This window comes from Massilia polaris (assembly GCF_012927275.1).
In the GTDB taxonomy this organism is placed as follows: domain Bacteria; phylum Pseudomonadota; class Gammaproteobacteria; order Burkholderiales; family Burkholderiaceae_D; genus Telluria_A; species Telluria_A polaris.
Window position 1 is genome coordinate 21,393 of sequence record NZ_JABBGG010000008.1, and the last position, 16,134, is coordinate 37,526.

Here is a 16,134-nt window from a genome sequence, read left to right on the forward strand (position 1 = left end):
CTAAAGGACGGGGATTCCTACGGCGCCGCGCGATGATCTGCGGGTCGCTTCGGCGGGTTCCTGGTTCACCGAGCGGCCTAACTGCACCGACTCTCCACAGGCTAAAACGCGATGTCCTCGCGCTAAAACATTGATCGCACCGACCACGTCAGCGTGATTTTCATAGCCACAATCGACGCACAGAAATGTCGCCTGAGTTTGCCGATTGTCTTTCGATACGTGGCCGCAGCGCGGGCACGCCTGGCTTGTGTGGGGCGGCGGCACGGCCAGCAGAATACCGCCGTTCCACGCCACCTTGTAGCCAAGCTGCCGCCTGAATTCGCCCCAGCCCTGATCGAGGATGGCGCGGTTCAGGCCGCTTTTCTGGCTCACCTTCTTGCCCGGTTGTTCGACCGTGCCTTTGGAAGACCTGGACATGTTCCGTACCTGCAAATCCTCAATGCATACGAGCGCGTGGTTTGCGCGGGCGGCCAGCCTGATCGTCGTTGTGGTCTTGTGCAGGAAGTCTTTGCGGGCGTTGGCGATGCTGGTGTGAATCTTCTGGACGCGGGCCTTTGCCTTCTTCCAGTTGTTGCTGAACTTGACCTTGCGGCTCATGCGCCGCTGGTAGCGGGCCAAGCGCTGCTGGTGTTTCCTGAAGCTGTTGACCGGCGCGATGAAGCTCGCATCGCTCATGGTGGCGAACCGGGCAATGCCAACATCGATACCGATGGCCGTCGTCGCCGTGGGCAAGGGCTGTTCGACCTCTCGTTGCGTCTGGATCGACGCAAACCACTTGCCGCCGCACTGGCTGACGGTGACGTTGCGGACTTCGCCCAGCACGTCGCGGCTGTGACGGTAGCGCAGCCAGCCGAGTTTGGGCAGGAAGATGCGGGCGTTGAACCGGTCGAGCTTGATCTGTTTCGGGTCCGGGTAGCGGAACCTGTCGCCGCCGCCTTTGCGCTTGAAGTTCGGAAAGTCGGCGCGTTTCTCGAAGAAATTCTTGTATGCCCTCTCCAAGTCTTTTAGCGCTTGTTGCAGCGGATGACACGGCGCATCTTTGAGCCACGGTGTGTCGATGCCATTGCGCCAGCCGGTGAGCGCTTTGCATAGGCCAGCGAACCCGATGAACTTGTTGCCCGCCGCGTGATTCTCCTTTTGCATCGCCAGCGCCTTGTTGTAGACAAAACGGCACGACCCGGCGAATCGGCGCATATCGCGCGCCTGCTCGCCATCTGGCATCAGTTCGTATTTGAAGGCTTGTAGACGTTGCATGCCTAGATTATAGTTGGTCTATGAGCAATAATATCGACATTAGACAAGGAAGACACTGCGTTTTTTTGATGCATGTGCATTTGGTCTTCGTGACAAAATACCGCCGGAAAGTCTTCACGAAAGCGATTCTTGACGACCTGCGCCCGATGTTTGCCAGCGTCTGCGTGGACTTTGAAGCGGAACTAGTGGAGTTCGACGGCGAGGACGACCACGTTCACTTGTTGGTGAACTACCCTCCGAAGGTTTCCGTCTCCAATCTGGTGAATAGCCTGAAGGGCGTGTCCAGTTGGATGATTCGGAAGAAGAATTATCCGAGCATCGGCAAGAAACTCTGGGGCGGGGCGCTATGGTCGCCGTCCTACTTCGCCGGTAGCTGCGGCGGCGCACCCATCGCCGTTATCCGGCAGTACATCGAGCAGCAGCAGACCCCGCACTAAAAGCAACGGCAAGGACGGCTGCGCCGTCCGCGCTCTTGCCCCCGCGCTGAAGGACGTGGCTTGCCGCGCACCTGGTCAAGCCGGACCTTCCGACGTGCGGCGTGGTTCCGGCTTTTCCGGGCGCGGCAGTTAGAAGCGGTAGCCGACGCCGAGCGATACCAGGGTCGGGTCAACTTTGACATCGCTGATCTTCACACCGCCAGCCAGCACGTCGCTGCGGATGTTCAAACGCTTGATGTCCAGGTTGACGGACCACCGCTTGTCGATGTTGAAGTCGATGCCTGCCTGCAGCGCCAGGCCGACGCTGTTGCTTTCCAGGTCGCCCGTGCCGCCCAGCAGCTTCACGCTCGACAGATGGGTAAAGTTGACGCCGGCGCCGACATACGGCGAGAACTGGCTGTCAGGTTGGAAGTGGTATTGCGCAAGCAGCGTCGGCGGCAGGTGCTTGAAGGTGCCGATTGGCTGGCCGTCCAGGTAGACCTCGTGTTTCTGCGGGTAGGTCAGCACGAGTTCAGCCGCCACGTTCGGGCTGAAGAAGTAGCTGATGTCCAGTTCCGGGATGGTACGGCTTTCCACGCTGATACGATCCGACGCACCGGTGCCGCCGACCGGCCCCGACTTGTCAGCCGGGTTCAGATAGGTGGCTCGGGCGCGTACCAGCCAGGAATATTCCTCGGCATGAACGGGTGCAGCTGCAAAGATAAAACCAAGGGCTGCGAGAATGACTGCTGGGGTAGTACTTTTCACGTTGCTTCCTTCATCAGTTGTTGTATTTCCTGAGATGAAGGTTATTGATTTGGCTCAACAAAATCTTTGATATGAATCAAATTTTTTGTTAGTCCACTGAAATTCGAATCATATTGCCAGCGGCAAGCTCACCAACACGCAGGTGCGCTGGCCATCTGGCCTTGTCTGGATCAGGATTTGACCGTGATGCTGGTTCACGATTTCCTTTTGGTCGCCGCTCAGGAAAACGCTAGTCAATAACGGTTGACGTCTAAAACTGCGTCGGCAAAAGCCTGCGGGGCTTCCTGAGGAAGATTGTGGCCGATGCCGCCGGTAATGGTCCGGTGCGCATACTTGCCCGAAAATTTCTTGGCATACAGACTGGGTTCCGGATGCGGCGCACCATTGGCATCACCTTCAAGCGTAATGGTAGGCACGTTGATAATCGGACCGGCGGCAAGCAGCCTGTCTTGATCACGGTATCTTGGCTCGCCTTCCGCTAGTGCGAGCCGCCACCGGTAGTTGTGAATCACGATGCTGACATGATCGGGATTGTCAAAGGACGCAGCACTACGGTCAAAAGTCGCGTCGGTGAAGCGCCACTGCGGCGATGCAATTTGCCAAATGAGCTTTGCGAAGTCGTGCCGGTACTTGTCGTAACCCGCCCGGCCGCGCTCGGTTGCGAAATAATACTGATACCACCATTGCAGTTCATTCTTGGGGGGCAACGGGACCTTACCGGCTTCCTGACTGCCAATCAGATATCCGCTCACGGATACCATCGCCTTGCAGCGCTCCGGCCACAGCGCCGCGATGATGTTGGCCGTTCGGGCTCCCCAATCGCAGCCGGCAACGGTTGCCTTCTCGATTTTGAGAGCATCCATGAGAGCGACGATATCGACAGCTATCGCCGCCGGTTGGCCGCTCCGGAACGTTTTGCTCGAAAGAAAACGCGTCGAGCCATAGCCGCGCAAAAATGGGACAATTACCCGGTAGCCTGCCGATGCCAGCAAGGGAGCGACATCGACATAGGTGTGAATATCGTAAGGCCAGCCATGCAGAAGAATGACCGCAGGGCCATTGGCAGGGCCGGCTTCAGCATAGCCCACATTCAAAAGTCCTGCATCGATCTGTTTCAGTGGGCTGAACGAGGCATTTGTCGCAGCTTTCGCCGGCCCGGCCTTGACAAGCTCTGCGGCAGTGAGCGTCATGACCGCAGCGCCTAACAAATGGCGGCGATCATGGTTGATTTGTTCAGACATTGTTCTCTCTCCAGTGTGGTATCGGTTGGGCGGCTGCACTTCGAACTACGCGCCCTGCACGAGCAGTTGCAGGGCCTCCCCCTCTCCATTCCTGGACCCGCGCCACTACTTTTTAATCAGCGCAGCGATGTTGGTGACGAACTGAGGCAAGGCGTTCAGCTTCGCTTCGGCTTTTCGCCAGTCGTACTTGGTTCCCCAGTATTCCACCAGTGGCTTTAGCTTCGCGAGCTGCACGCCTTGGGAGAAGTCGTCGACGGTCTCGCGCTCCAGGAAGCGCGTGGCAGCGATACGCCGGCGTAAGTCATCGATCTGGGCTTGCGGAATATGTGCCTGGAAGGGCTTAATGGCTTTGTCTTCGGCCGCCGAGACGGTCTTAGCGTAGCTGGCACCAAAGAGCAGGATCAGTGCCAATACTACGGACATGATCATACTTACTCGTTGAGAAAGGCACCTGAGGGTTTCGGCGGCGTACTGCACTATGTCGAGGGTCACGATGAACTCCCTAACAGAAAGCATTGATTGCGACCACCGGCGAATGAGATGCGTGTCGTTCAATTTAGGCCAGCGGGCGGAGCGTGTCAATGAATTTGAAACGCCTTGCGGCCCTTCCGCGAGCCACAAAACGGGCTGCGCCGGCCTGCGGCGAAATCCTGATCTCGAGGCATTGATTCGTATCTAACTGTATCTGACCCCGTCCCAGATACACGAGCTTGCGTTGGCAAAAGTTGGTGACATGGAGGCGATACATTGGAGTCGTCTAATGGATTCATCGAAGCAATAAAGCTCGACTCATCCAAGGAGAACACCATGTTGAAATTAAACGCCGCAGCAGTCCTGATCCTTTCCGCTGTCGTTGCCACCGGCGCTTCCGCCGTCGGCCAGCATGACGCCTCCCACAATGTAACGCGCGAACAAGTGCGTGCCGAAGTTCTGGCCGCACGCGCTGCCGGCACCCTCGATATCACCGAAGTGAACTATCCACGCGAATTCACGGCTATAAAATCGACCGTCACTCGTGCCGAGGTCAGGGCTGAAGTGATTCGCGCCCGTGCTGCGGGTGAATTGGATTGGACAGAAGCCTCTGCCGCCTTTCCCTACGCGAACGAAAAATCAAGTGTTGTGCGAGCCGACGTGCTGGCCGAAGTGATTCGCGCTCGTGCGGCGGGTGAGCTCGACATCACGGAAGCGACTGCGGCTTTCCTCTAAGGCAGCAGCCGCACGATGTGAACAGCTCGTAAAGGCGGAGCGCACGCGCGTATTGGCGTTTGCGTTGGTGCCGCCCCGAGCAAAGCGGCGTGGCGCGACAAGCCGAGCTACGGCATCGTCGCCACGAACGGCCGCGCGCTGAGTCCCGACCTGCAACGTTGGATGTCCAAGCTCGCCGGCTCGAAAGCCGTAGAACCAGACCAGTCTTGATCTCCTTCTGTTCGTCGGTATCAAGCATAAGAATGTTGGAGTATATTAGCCTGCTGAATGCCCTCCGCGTTCATCGTCCATGGCAACTGAACAATTGGAGCGAATCATGACCGACTGCATCGACCACTATCGCCGCGCACTCTCTGGCGCCTTGGGCGTTGGCATCGCGACGGCACAGTTTGGGCTCATCGGGAGCGCAATGGCACAGTCCGGCAGGAAAGAGGCTCTGCCTCCCGTGCATCAGTTGCCATCCCTTGCCAGCGCTTCCTCATGGCTGAATTCGCCCCCCTTGACCAGCGCCGACCTGCGCGGCAAGGTGGTGATGATCGACTTTTGGACCTACACCTGCATTAATTGGTTGCGCACCCTTCCCTACCGCCGCGCGTGGGCGGAAAAATACAGGGACCAGGGATTGGTGGTTATTGGTGTTCACTCCCCTGAGTTCCCCTTTGAAAAGGACATCGGAAATGTGCGCCGCGCTGCGGCCGCCATGCGAGTCGAGTATCCGATCGCAATCGATAGTGAGCATGCGGTATGGCGAGCATTCAACAATGAATCTTGGCCAGCCCTCTATCTGGCCGATGCGACAGGAAAAATTCGGCATTACCATGCCGGCGAAGGGAAATACGAATTAACGGAAAGGGCCATCCAACGATTGCTGGTCGAGGCCGGAAACCATGGGACCAACCAGCAACTGGTGTCGGTCGATGCCCGGGGCGCAGAAGTTGCCGCCGATTGGGCCAGCTTGAAATCACCGGAGAATTACGTCGGCTATGAGCGCACCGAGGGCTTTGCGTCGCCCGGCGGTGCAGCGCCGGACAAGCGTCGCGTTTATGCCGCCCCAGCGCACCTTGGACTCAATCATTGGGCGCTTGTTGGGGACTGGACGGTAAAGCCCCAGGCAACCATTCTGAACCAGCCGAATGGCGCAATAGTGTACCGCTTCCACGCCCGCGATCTTCACCTCGTCATGGGTGCGGCGACACGAGAAAAACCCGTGCGATTCCGCGTGCGCATTGATGGACAGCCGCCCGGCGCAGCGCACGGAATCGACGTCGATAAAGACGGCATCGGCACGGTGACTGAGCCGCGGTTATATCAACTAATCCGGCAAACGACGAAGCCGATCAACGATCGGCAGTTCGACATCGTGTTTCTGGATCCCGGCGTTCAGGCTTTTTCCTTCACCTTCGGCTGATTGAAAGTGCGGCATTGCTTTCCTAGATGCGCCGTCTAAACTGGCATATCGATGTCCACACCGGGGAATTCCCATACGACCTCACCAATCTCCGAATAGCCTGAAACAATGGCAATCGATTAGAACAGATCCGCCGCCCGGGCTAGCAGTCCAACCACCGCAAGTAATGTAGTCACCTGAATTCCGATCAGCCAGCGAATCGTTTTTCGCAGTTCCTTCTAGCGTTCGTTTGACTCGTTACGCGTATCGCGAATTTCCGATCGGAGTTCGGTTCGACGGTCGTTCAGCCGGCTGTTGAATTCGGCACGCGTATCTCGCATCTCGCAGCGGAGCTCTCTAAAGCCATCATCCATGCGGCGACGCCACTCCTCCAGAGCTTTACTGGTGCTTTCGGTGATCGCTTCGAGCGATGCAATTCGCGTTTCCATAACGATGATGCTCACCCTTCGAGCCGCGAGTGTCAAGCTGGACGGGCAAACGTGTTCGCACCGTCAGTGACTGAATTCCTGCGCTTTCCGCAACAGGAACCTGCAATCCTTCGCTGATTTTCAGTAAATTTTTAACAACTAGCTCATTATCAATTTATACTTTCCTTTGGCGTACACCCGAAGGAGCGCGCAATGACTGGATTCCGGCTGTCCCCGGCGACGTGGAAGTGGTTGATCTGCATCCTTACCGCTATAACGGCCGTCCTTCTCGTGGTCGAAGCCAGGCACGGATTCAGCGCATTGGTACTTCAACACGAGCACGGCACAATCGGCGGCAGGCTGGACGACCACCTCGGACTGTCGCCGGAAAGCCAGGGTACGTATGTCCTGCGCATTCTCAGCCTGGACTCGAATTCGCCACTCCTGGCGCAGGGAGCCAGACCGGGCGACCACGTCCGCTATGACCGTCCACTCGACCGCTGGCGTCGCTTCCAGGTCGGCGAACCGATCGGCCTGACGTTGATCCAGACCGAAGGCAAGCGCCACTTGACGATCCGGGCGGTGGGGTCGCCCATTCCGTTTGCCGAGGCATTCGACTACGCTGCCAGCTTCGTCATGGCCGTCACTGCCCTGCTGTTCAGCCTCCTTGTCGGCATCAAGCAAGGCAGCGGCAGCGCAAACCGCGCACTTGCGATGACTTTCTGTGCGCTCAGCCTCATCTTCTTCATCACCATCAACTATTCCCCCGCCGGCCCGCTGTTCTACATCAGCAAGCTGCTCTGCATGGCCACCTATCCACTGATCTGGTACTGGAGTTTTTCGTTCGCGCTGAGTTACCAGCCTAATGCGGTAGGCCCCCTGCGCCGGTGGCTCAAGCGCAGCTTCCCTTTCTACCGGGTCTTGGCATTTGGCACTTCCGCTTACGCTGTGTGGTTCGGCCTGGGTAACGAAGCGCCGCTGATGTTGCCGTTGATTGGAGCGGTGGTTGGATTCGGCCTGACCCTGAGCATCGTCACCATGGTCAATGGCTGGCAACAATCGGCCGGCGAAATGCGCCAGCGGCATCGATGGCTACTGCTGTCCTACGCAGTTGGGACCGTCCCCGCCATGATTGCCTGGGTTCCCGCGTTCGACGCCGACTACGATGGCATACGATGGACCACGATGGGCATGTTCGCCGGTCAGTTCACCATGTACATCGGCCTGGCGTACGCAGTTCTGAAGCATCGCGTTTTCAATTTTGACTTTGCAGTGAGCCGAATGGTGGTGTTCACCGTTGTCAGCATCCTGCTGCTTTGCACCTTTGGCGTCGTCGAACGCATCTCCTCGTCGATGCTGCATGGCGGCGGCCACGCTGACGCGCCCACCATCACCCTGATCGTCGACGGTCTCATCGCGCTCGGCGTGTATCTCGTTTTCCATCATCTGCACGGAAGGGTCGAACGCCGGGTCGAGCGCTTCTTTTTCCATGAATGGCATGAGAACGAACACAAGCTCCGGCATTTCGTGCGGCAAGCTGCCCACATAACGTCGATTGACGCATTGATGGCCTCCTCACGAAGCGCTATCGACCGCTTCACCGTCCAGGCAGGATGCACGATCTACCTTCGCGAGCCCGATGGCACTTACCTGCTTCGCGCCGACTGTACGCTGGCACAAGCGCCGGCACGAATCGAGACCGACCACGCGATCGCGGTTGCCCTGCGCAGCGACGTCGCGCCACAACGCTACGACCATCTGAAATCGGGGCTCCCGGGCGAGCTGGCCGTGCCGATGAGCCATCGCGGCATTCTCAATGGCATTGTGCTGATCGGCGTAAAGGGATCGGGCGAGAGCTACCGGCCCGACGAGACAGAAGTGCTGGCGTTCGCAGTCCACCAGATCGGGCTCGACCTGCACGCGATCCGCGTTGAATTGCTGGAAAACCAGGTCGAGGAACTTGTACAACGCGTGACTGTGCAGGGAAACGAATTGCACGCGATGGCTGGACGGAGGAAGGCAGTTCGTGTCCACCTGACGGAAGCTACCGGTGCATTTCCGAATGAAGCGTCGATAATTCATCAGAAATAAAGCGCGACAACTGGTTGAGCGATTGGACAAACAAACGCAGCCAAAAACCCCGCCGCATGCGCTTTCTTGCGACTCAGCAATAACTCGTTTTTCTCCGTGCTTCAATATGGGCTCAACCCATAAACGACGCGGAGCAAGTCTTGCAAATCATTCTGACGATCGCCGTGATCGTCGCACTCACATCCCCTTCGAATGCCCAACCCGTTAGCGTCGCGCCGTGGATGACAGGACAGCGGCTTGTCGACTTGCTGCAACGCACGCCCGGCGTTCGCAACAAACTGCAACTGACTCCCGCCGATTAACCATGTATGGCACCTTGATACATCGGCGGGCGGCGAGGCGCGAACTATCTCCACCCCTCAACAGCTAGGGTTCCAGACCAAGAAGAATTATCATCAGCTCATCGACGTAGACGCACGTAGAACACGAAGTCTCAACTACCCAGCCAGCCCTTCCAGCGTCGATCGTTCCCACGTTCAGATGGTGTTCGAGGTGGTCTGGAAAACGTTAGAGTTCATGCAAAAAAAAGACTACTCGCACACGCCCTTAGCTGGCCGCACCGTGGGCTTTAAAGGCAAACGCCGTCGGCTGGAAGACCTGATTGCTGAACTATGCACTATGCCCTGACAGCGACCAGTGCCTCACGCACGAATAGGCGTGCAGACTTTGATCAACATCGATGTACGCTTGGAGGAAGGCTTTCGTAGGCATGGCTTTGCTCTGGTTAGATCGTGTCAGTTAGATCACGACGGCCGGTCAGCGGTCCCCCACCCGGCTGGCTGCAAAACCAAACTCGGAAAGCGCGAGATATACTGTATGAATGTATGGGGTATCCAGTTAGCTCCACAATCACCGAACCACTGGATATACGTACAGTAGTATACTACTCCGAATTTTTCGACCGCGCGCGCGTTTTTTTGACCACATCGCCGTACGTGACGGGGCTCGTCACGACGGCTTGCTGGAGCAATCTGTAGAAGAGCATCCCACGCGAGCTTGAGCTGCGCCGATTGAAGCGAAACACGAATTCATCCAGATAAGCATCGAGGTGTGCGGGCTGCACCGCGCCATGGTGTGTGCCCAAGATCCAGCGCTTGAGCAGCGCTGCGACGCGATGCACACCCGGCATGGAAGCATGGGCGGCGATGTCCGATCCGAGCAGCACGGTGCGTTGGTGGAGGTAGCCAAGCTCGCGCAGCGTGCGGTAGGCAGCAGACCCATCCGTATGCACCGTGGCGCCCGGTTCAATGGCCTGCTCAACGAAGGGAAGAACGCTGGCAGCGGAGTCATCGCCGATGCGCTGCAGGCGGATTCTCCCGAAGCCTTTTCGGTTCAAGCATTTCCACTGCGATGACTATGAGCGTCTTGGCGGTGTTGTTCTTGCGTCCCTTCGCAGTGACCGGGTTTTGACGATCGCTAATGGCCAGGTAGGTCTCGTCGACTTCAACCTTGCCATGAAGCAGTTCGCGTCCGGGACGCACCATCGCTGCGCGGAAGCGGTGCAGCATCGCCCAAGCCGTCTGGTAACTTCCCAGGCCCAGAACGCGCTGCAAACCCAGGGCATTCACGCCTTGCTTCTGGCTGGTCAAATACCACGCAGCAGCGAGCCACACTCGCAGCGGCGTGCGCGTCTTTTCAAAGATCGTGCCGGCGGTGACAGTGCACTGATGGCCGCAGTCCCGGCATACCATGCGACCGCGGCTTGACCTGTAGGGCTGGTCAATGCAGCTGCACGCAGGGCACACGAATCCGGCCGGCCACCGCAATCTTTCCAGATACGAAAGACAGGCTTCTTCGGACGCAAACCAAGTCAGGAATTCGTTCCAGTCGGTGGGGTAGTCTTCGCCCGCTTTTGGGGCTAATATATGGATATCCATACAGTGATTCTAACTTCACTGGAGCTAAATGGATACCCCTTATGAATGTACAGTTATATTAAACGACTCCGATCGCGGGGTGAGCGCAAAGCCGATCGAGACATTTCAGCAGATCCTGGCGCCGTCGGTAACCTCACAGTGTTCCGACAAGGCACGGAAATCGTTGCGGCCTTCTATGCCGGCGGTGGCACCGGGCAACCAGATGAGTTGTTACCTACGCTATACCGCGCACGACTGGTGACGATGCATGGGCAGGGGATGCTGTTTCAAGGATGATGGTGGCAAAGGCGGCTTCGTACAGGGTGGCGGCGATCGCCACGCCGAGCAGGGTCCAGGCAATATAGTAAGTGGCCACGTCACGCGCCTGGCTGAGCAGGATGAAGCCGAGTCCGCACAGCAGCGAGCCGGCGCCCATCACGAAACGGCCGCCGAAGCGGTCGAGCAGCATGCCGACCGGCGCCGACACCAGGCCGCCGACCAGCAGGCACCAGGAGAAGGCGCCGAACACGGTTTCGGCGCGCCAGCCAAGTTCGCGCTGAATGTCGGCGGCCAGGATCGCGAACGCGTAGTACAGCGTGCCCCAGGCAATGACCTGCGTGACGGCGAGGATGGGAATGGTGTTGCGGGCGGGCGCGTTGGTCATGTCTTCACGGACTGGTGCTTGCACTCGCACCGATCGTGAAAGCATAACATGCTCATCTGTAAATCCTTCCGGAGAGCGGGCGAGGGCACGCGGGCCGGTTGCGGGCCCGGCCCTCGCCTGCAAGCGCTTAGTACAGCGAGTATTCGAAGCCGGCGCCGATGACGGCGGCGAGTCCGGCGACGTTTTCGCCGCTTTCGCTGATCCCTTCCAGCACGTCCGCGACGCTGGCCTGGTTGCGGTCGAGCACGCCGACCCAGAAGTCGAAGCCGCCCTTCTCCGGCTGGCGGTGCAATACATTTTCGTAGAATTTACCGACCAGCTCGGCATTGCTCGGGGCCGCACCGTAAGCCACCTTGAACTCGGCCGAGGCGACGAAGTTTTGCGCCACTTCCTTGAGCGACATGCCTTTGTCCATCGCATTGATCCAGAAGCCGACGCCGCCCTTGTCCGGCGTGCGGTTGAACGCGGCCTGGTAGACGCGGTAGGCCTCGCCGCCATTACCGCTGCCGTCGAACGCGATACCGCTGTCGGTGAACAGCACGCGCTCGGCGCCGCTGACCGTGTCGATGCCGTCGGCCCCGGTCTTGTCCGTCACGGTGATGCCGGCCGCCGTCTTGACCACGGTGTAGTTCGCACGCGCGCCGCTGAAGGTGACGGTGTCGTTACCGGCGCCGCCAGAAATGGTGTCGTTGCCGCTGCCGGCGATGATCAGGTCGTTGCCTGCGCCACCAGACATCGTGTCGTTGCCGCCGAAACCGGCCAGCACGTCGGCGTCGGCGCTGCCGTTGATGGTGTCGTTACCGCTGAGGACAAAGGCATACGTCTGCTGGGTGTCGCCCTCGTTTTCCACGAAAACCTGCAATTGGGTGGCATCGGCGGACATTCCGGTGATCGAGTAGACCAGGGCGTCGTCGACGTAAAAATTGCTCGCCGTTGCGTTACCCGTAATGATGCCATCCGGAGTGATGGCAAAGCTGCCGTCGAACGATTGCCGATAATTGGCGTTCTCAACCGAGATAAAACTGCTGCTGAGCTTGGCGACCATCCAGTCCCAATCCTGGTTCGTGGAGAAGCTGAACTTGCTCGCGAGGGTGACGATGGCCATGTGGCGTTTCCTTGTGTTGTTGGCTAATTTAGTTGCTTCACGAAAATTAACAGGTGCAAGGCGGCGCGTCAAGGACGGGCGCGGTAAAGCCATCGGGGGGCCGTTTTGGCGCGGCAGTCGGGAAATTCGAGTCAGGGCGAGCGTTGGCGGGTCTTTTTGACCACGCCGTCCGGACCGATCAGCACGACAAACTCGAGGTAGCGTTCGGATCCGAGCGGGGCAACGTAAAGCCAGGTTTCGTATTTGCTATCGGTGGCGGAGATGGAAAGGGACCTGATCGTTGAGCGCACCCAGGCGGGACTGGCGCGAGCCAAGGCGGAAGGCAAGACGCTCGGCAGACCGCCAAAAAACGACGTCAGAGCAACGCAAGGCGATGATCGATGGCTACGCGAGCAAGCAGAGCGTGAGTTCCCTGGCGAAGCTCTACGGCGTCTCACGCGCGACCGTGCTTACCATTGTGAAGCCGAGTCGAGAAGTTGATGCGGATGCTGCCCCGGTTCAATAGGCTATCCGGCCCGTGCACTAAGATAAATATAGGCTGTGATGACGAACTGCGCACCTCCGTCCGGCTCGCGATCGACACCGCAACCGACACCTGATCGCGCTCCTTCTTCAAAAAATTAGTGCTAATTTCATGCCTGCAACGCCCGCGCACCTACCCATGAAAAAAGGCGGGTTGCCCCGCCTTTTCGATTAACCCGGTCCGGTCAAGGAACGATCTTGTAGGTGACGTGTGCCTTGCGCAAGCCGACCACGCTGGCTGGATTGCGTACCCAGACGACGTCGCCTTCATCGGCGACGAGCTGGCCATGCATCTCGATATCCACCATCGGCTGCAGGAGGCGCGAACGGAAATGGATCTTCTGTTCCTGATCGGCACGGACCTGCTTTTCGGCAGCGAGGCGATTGAGCAGCTGATCGAAGCCATTTGCAGCAGCATCGTTCAGGGCGCGCATGCCGGCCGCATCCAGGCTGGCCAGTTCAGCCACAGTGTAGGTCATCGGCAGCTGGTACTGGTAGGTGCCTGCCCATTGCGGGGTGCCGTTCGATTCGACGATGAGCGCGCTCAGGACCTGCAGCTTGTCACCTTCAGCTTTGGCGATGTAGAGGTATGGCGTCGCGCGATTGGCTTGCGGCGTGTCACTCAGGACCTGGCCATTCTTGCGCATCGCGTCCGAAAACAGGGCGCGCGGTGCAATGCTGATCTTGTTGTTCAGCGTCGCGACATCGGCCACGGTCCTGGTCTCGATCATCTTCATGTTGGCCATCACACCCAGGGGACCGAGCAAGAGGCCCATTCCCACCCCGCCACCACCGCTGGCCTGGGTGTAAAGGATGTCCTTGTTGGCGTCCAGATGGCGCGTCATGTGGTTAGTGACATCCACCCCTGCCGCGCGCGCCATGGCATAGCCGTTACCCGGCGGTGCGCCCAGCATTTTTGGTGGTGTGGTAGCGCAAGCGCTCAGCAGCAAGGCAGCGGCAACGGCCCCGATCAGTCTTTTATTCATAGTACCCCAGGTAATTGTAATGAAAAAATGTTTTCTTTTTCGGAAACATTTTATTGTATCAATGCGGAACTATTTGAACATCGTCGGTGGTGAAAAATAGTTCCTTGCAGCAACACCCTGATTGACTCGCATGACTCATGATGATTTCTCAAAAAAATTCCGCGTGGATGTCGACTTTCCTCTCGCTCGAATGTCGCAGGCTATGGTATCCACCGAGATCCATCGGTTACGTCTAAAAGGGGGCCGTCTTCGACAACGTCTGCTTCGGGTCGAATGCAGGCGGTCACAGTAGCCCTCGATCCCGCTTCGGTAGGGCTGCGGCGTTAGACGATGAGCGCGCTGATTGTGTGGCCACGAATTTGGCGGTTGATCACGTTGCGTCCCTCCAAGACGCCAGGCGCGGGCCGTAGCGCCAAGAGGTTCAATCGAGCCGGTAGACTTCGCCGCCATGGCACAAGAGCGGCATCATGGCGCCTCGCAACCTACGGGCGGTAGATTCGCCGATATAAAGTGCTGTCGGTCACATCGGTGCCTACAGCGTGCCCTGCTAATCTACGCCGTCGAGGTCCGCAATTAACATCGCGCGCGTCGAGATCTCTGAGTAGCCCCGCTCCAATGCTTTCCGCGTGTAGTGGTCATTCGCACTCTGCGCGGACATGCGCAGGCGCAGGCCGCCATTGGGGCCACCGAAATAGACGCAGCGCCCTGATGACGACGGCCTGGGCTTGGTCAGGTCCGGGTCGTCACGGTCATTCAACGCGCCGCTGCAATGGTCGCGTGGGCACAGGTAGGACTGAAAGACGGCAAAAAGCGATTTGGTGATACTGCGCTGGCCATGTCAAAGGCGTTCACGCTGTGCTGCACGCTCGACGAGGCCAAGGCAGTGCGCGATGAGGTTGCGTTCTTCCAGGCCGTCAAGGTTCTGCTGACCAAGAAGGAAATCAGCAGCAAGAAGCGCACGGACGAGGAGCGCGATCTGGCCGTCAGGCAGATCATCGGCTCGGCGCTGGTATCGAATGAGGTCATGGACATCTTCAATGCGGCGGGTCTCGAAAAGCCGAACATCGGCATCCTCGATGACGACTTCCTCAACGAGGTGCGCAACCTGCCGGAACGGAATCTGGCGGTGGAACTGCTGGAGCGCCTGCTCGAAGGCGAAATCAAGACCCGGTTCGCCACCAACGTGGTGCAGAACAACAAGTTCAGCGAGATGCTGACCAACGTGATTAAGCGTTATCAGAATCGCTCCATCGAGACGGCGCAGGTGATGGAAGAGCTGATCGCGATGGCGAAGAAATTCAAGGAAGAGGCGGAGCGAGGGGCAAACGCCGGGCTGAACGCTGATGAGTTGGCATTCTACGACGCTCTTGCTGACAATGAGGAGTCGGTGCGCGAGCTGGGCGATGAGACGTTGAAGAAGATCGCCCATGAGTTGGCCGAGAGCTTGCGCAAGAACGTGACCGTGGACTGGGCAGTGCGCGACAGCGTGCGGGCCAAGCTGCGGCTGCTGGTGAAGCGAATCCTGCGCAAGTATAGATATCCGCCGGTGAAGGAAGAGGCGGCTGTTGCCTTGGTGCTGGAGCAGGCGGAGGCGCTGAGTGCGGAATGGGCGTAGCAGGCGGGTGAGAAAACCGGCGCGCTGGCAGTGTGGCGCGGGGCTTTCCGGCTGCGGGAGGAGACCGCGACGGCCGCGTTCGACAACAAGGTGGGCGAAGTCATCAAGGCCGGCCTGATCGACCGCTACGGCCTCTCCGATGATGCGAACCCAGCAAACGGCCGCAATGAGCAATGGGGCGGCACTCACGCTCATCAAGATCTCCGGCGCGTTAGGAATGACCCTTGCCGAGCTTGCCACCGAGGCGCGCATCTTACGAAAGCCGCCAGTGGACCTTTACCCAATAAAGGGGCCGAGTCCAAAAAACGTTAGCTGAGAGAAAATCCGGACACAACCCGGACGCAGACAGTTGAAATTGAAACAGGCCAGCACTGCCTAAGTCATTGATTCTATTGGTCGGGACGGAGTGATTCGAACACTCGACCCCTTGCACCCCATGCAAGTACGCTACCAGGCTGCGCTACGCCCCGACGAGTTGCGAATTATATCAGAGCATTTTGACTTTTTGACAGCGCGAAATGCCCCTCGACGCCCTATACCGCGCCAGGTTTGCGCAAACGCAATTCCCGGGCACCCGCCCCGCATAGCCCATCCA

At 58.5% G+C, this 16,134-nt stretch carries 14 protein-coding genes, 1 tRNA gene and 2 pseudogenes; 7 read left to right on the forward strand and 10 right to left on the reverse strand.

Features of this window, described 5'->3' with window-relative positions:
* Positions 1 to 1,254, reverse strand: a complete 1,254-nt coding sequence (locus HHL21_RS14725; RefSeq protein WP_169467175.1) for an RNA-guided endonuclease InsQ/TnpB family protein — start codon at positions 1,252 to 1,254, stop codon at positions 1 to 3.
* A 20-nt stretch (positions 1,255 to 1,274) separates the two neighbouring features.
* On the opposite strand from HHL21_RS14725, the gene tnpA reads away from it, so the two are divergent.
* Complete coding sequence (gene tnpA, locus HHL21_RS14730) at positions 1,275 to 1,691, forward strand: IS200/IS605 family transposase (RefSeq protein WP_169467177.1); 417 nt, start codon at positions 1,275 to 1,277, stop codon at positions 1,689 to 1,691.
* Positions 1,692 to 1,820: 129 nt separating this feature from the next.
* Here the strand turns inward: tnpA and HHL21_RS14735 are convergent, their stop codons facing one another.
* The 3 genes from HHL21_RS14735 to HHL21_RS14745 form a co-directional block, all read right to left on the reverse strand.
* Positions 1,821 to 2,438, reverse strand: a complete 618-nt coding sequence (locus HHL21_RS14735; protein ID WP_169467179.1) for an OmpW/AlkL family protein — start codon at positions 2,436 to 2,438, stop codon at positions 1,821 to 1,823.
* A gap of 233 nt (positions 2,439 to 2,671) precedes the next feature.
* Positions 2,672 to 3,679, reverse strand: a complete 1,008-nt coding sequence (locus HHL21_RS14740) for an alpha/beta fold hydrolase (protein WP_169467181.1) — start codon at positions 3,677 to 3,679, stop codon at positions 2,672 to 2,674.
* Positions 3,680 to 3,784: 105 nt separating this feature from the next.
* Positions 3,785 to 4,108, reverse strand: a complete 324-nt coding sequence (locus tag HHL21_RS14745) for an epoxide hydrolase N-terminal domain-containing protein (RefSeq protein ID WP_169467183.1) — start codon at positions 4,106 to 4,108, stop codon at positions 3,785 to 3,787.
* 378 nt (positions 4,109 to 4,486) lie between these two features.
* On the opposite strand from HHL21_RS14745, the gene HHL21_RS14750 reads away from it, so the two are divergent.
* Positions 4,487 to 4,885: a DUF4148 domain-containing protein gene (locus HHL21_RS14750; RefSeq protein ID WP_169467186.1), complete on the forward strand. Its 399-nt coding sequence runs from the start codon at positions 4,487 to 4,489 to the stop codon at positions 4,883 to 4,885.
* A 316-nt stretch (positions 4,886 to 5,201) separates the two neighbouring features.
* The gene (locus HHL21_RS14755) at positions 5,202 to 6,293 is read left to right on the forward strand and encodes a thioredoxin family protein (protein WP_229496456.1); all 1,092 of its coding nucleotides are present in this window, start codon (positions 5,202 to 5,204) and stop codon (positions 6,291 to 6,293) included.
* Positions 6,294 to 6,511: 218 nt separating this feature from the next.
* On the opposite strand, the gene HHL21_RS14760 is transcribed toward HHL21_RS14755, so the two are convergent.
* Complete coding sequence (locus HHL21_RS14760; protein WP_169467190.1) at positions 6,512 to 6,736, reverse strand: hypothetical protein; 225 nt, start codon at positions 6,734 to 6,736, stop codon at positions 6,512 to 6,514.
* A gap of 177 nt (positions 6,737 to 6,913) precedes the next feature.
* Between HHL21_RS14760 and HHL21_RS14765 the strand changes: the two genes are divergently transcribed.
* Both HHL21_RS14765 and HHL21_RS14770 read left to right on the forward strand, forming a co-directional pair.
* Entirely contained in the window at positions 6,914 to 8,791 is a 1,878-nt protein-coding gene (locus tag HHL21_RS14765) for a hypothetical protein (RefSeq protein ID WP_169467192.1), read from the forward strand.
* Between the two features lie 140 nt (positions 8,792 to 8,931).
* A complete protein-coding gene (locus tag HHL21_RS14770) occupies positions 8,932 to 9,093 on the forward strand; it encodes a hypothetical protein (protein ID WP_169467194.1) in 162 nt (53 codons plus the stop codon).
* A 581-nt stretch (positions 9,094 to 9,674) separates the two neighbouring features.
* Here HHL21_RS14770 and HHL21_RS14775 read toward each other — a convergent pair.
* The 3 genes and pseudogenes from HHL21_RS14775 to HHL21_RS14785 all read right to left on the reverse strand — a co-directional run bounded on the left by HHL21_RS14775 (position 9,675) and on the right by HHL21_RS14785 (position 12,416).
* Positions 9,675 to 10,668, reverse strand: a pseudogene (locus tag HHL21_RS14775) (IS1595 family transposase).
* Positions 10,669 to 10,882: 214 nt separating this feature from the next.
* On the reverse strand, positions 10,883 to 11,335 hold the full coding sequence (locus HHL21_RS14780) for an MFS transporter (protein WP_169467196.1): 453 nt from the start codon (positions 11,333 to 11,335) through the stop codon (positions 10,883 to 10,885).
* Positions 11,336 to 11,438: 103 nt separating this feature from the next.
* Positions 11,439 to 12,416 (reverse strand): DUF4214 domain-containing protein, encoded by a 978-nt coding sequence (locus HHL21_RS14785; protein ID WP_169467198.1) that lies wholly within the window; start codon positions 12,414 to 12,416, stop codon positions 11,439 to 11,441.
* 261 nt (positions 12,417 to 12,677) lie between these two features.
* Between HHL21_RS14785 and HHL21_RS21945 the strand changes: the two genes are divergently transcribed.
* Positions 12,678 to 12,896 carry a hypothetical protein gene (locus HHL21_RS21945; protein ID WP_169467200.1) on the forward strand — a complete coding sequence of 73 codons (219 nt, stop codon included), beginning with the start codon at positions 12,678 to 12,680 and terminating at the stop codon, positions 12,894 to 12,896.
* 227 nt (positions 12,897 to 13,123) lie between these two features.
* Here HHL21_RS21945 and HHL21_RS14795 read toward each other — a convergent pair whose 3' ends face one another.
* Complete coding sequence (locus HHL21_RS14795) at positions 13,124 to 13,924, reverse strand: hypothetical protein (protein WP_169467202.1); 801 nt, start codon at positions 13,922 to 13,924, stop codon at positions 13,124 to 13,126.
* A 757-nt stretch (positions 13,925 to 14,681) separates the two neighbouring features.
* Between HHL21_RS14795 and HHL21_RS14800 the strand changes: the two are divergent.
* A pseudogene (locus HHL21_RS14800) lies at positions 14,682 to 15,539 on the forward strand (DUF3387 domain-containing protein); the annotation flags it as partial.
* Between the two features lie 393 nt (positions 15,540 to 15,932).
* On the opposite strand, the gene HHL21_RS14805 reads toward HHL21_RS14800, so the two are convergent.
* Positions 15,933 to 16,009, reverse strand: a tRNA-Pro gene (locus HHL21_RS14805).
* Between the last annotated feature and the right edge of the window lie 125 nt (positions 16,010 to 16,134).

Coding starts and splice junctions, on each gene's coding strand:
- HHL21_RS14725 (WP_169467175.1), bottom strand. CDS start 1,254: ATGCAACGTCTACAAGCCTTCAAATACGAACTGATGCCAGATGGCGAG.
- tnpA (WP_169467177.1), top strand. CDS start 1,275: ATGAGCAATAATATCGACATTAGACAAGGAAGACACTGCGTTTTTTTG.
- HHL21_RS14740 (WP_169467181.1), bottom strand. CDS start 3,679: ATGTCTGAACAAATCAACCATGATCGCCGCCATTTGTTAGGCGCTGCG.
- HHL21_RS14745 (WP_169467183.1), bottom strand. CDS start 4,108: ATGATCATGTCCGTAGTATTGGCACTGATCCTGCTCTTTGGTGCCAGC.
- HHL21_RS14750 (WP_169467186.1), top strand. CDS start 4,487: ATGTTGAAATTAAACGCCGCAGCAGTCCTGATCCTTTCCGCTGTCGTT.
- HHL21_RS14755 (WP_229496456.1), top strand. CDS start 5,202: ATGACCGACTGCATCGACCACTATCGCCGCGCACTCTCTGGCGCCTTG.
- HHL21_RS14765 (WP_169467192.1), top strand. CDS start 6,914: ATGACTGGATTCCGGCTGTCCCCGGCGACGTGGAAGTGGTTGATCTGC.
- HHL21_RS14785 (WP_169467198.1), bottom strand. CDS start 12,416: ATGGCCATCGTCACCCTCGCGAGCAAGTTCAGCTTCTCCACGAACCAG.
- HHL21_RS21945 (WP_169467200.1), top strand. CDS start 12,678: ATGGAAAGGGACCTGATCGTTGAGCGCACCCAGGCGGGACTGGCGCGA.
- HHL21_RS14795 (WP_169467202.1), bottom strand. CDS start 13,924: ATGAATAAAAGACTGATCGGGGCCGTTGCCGCTGCCTTGCTGCTGAGC.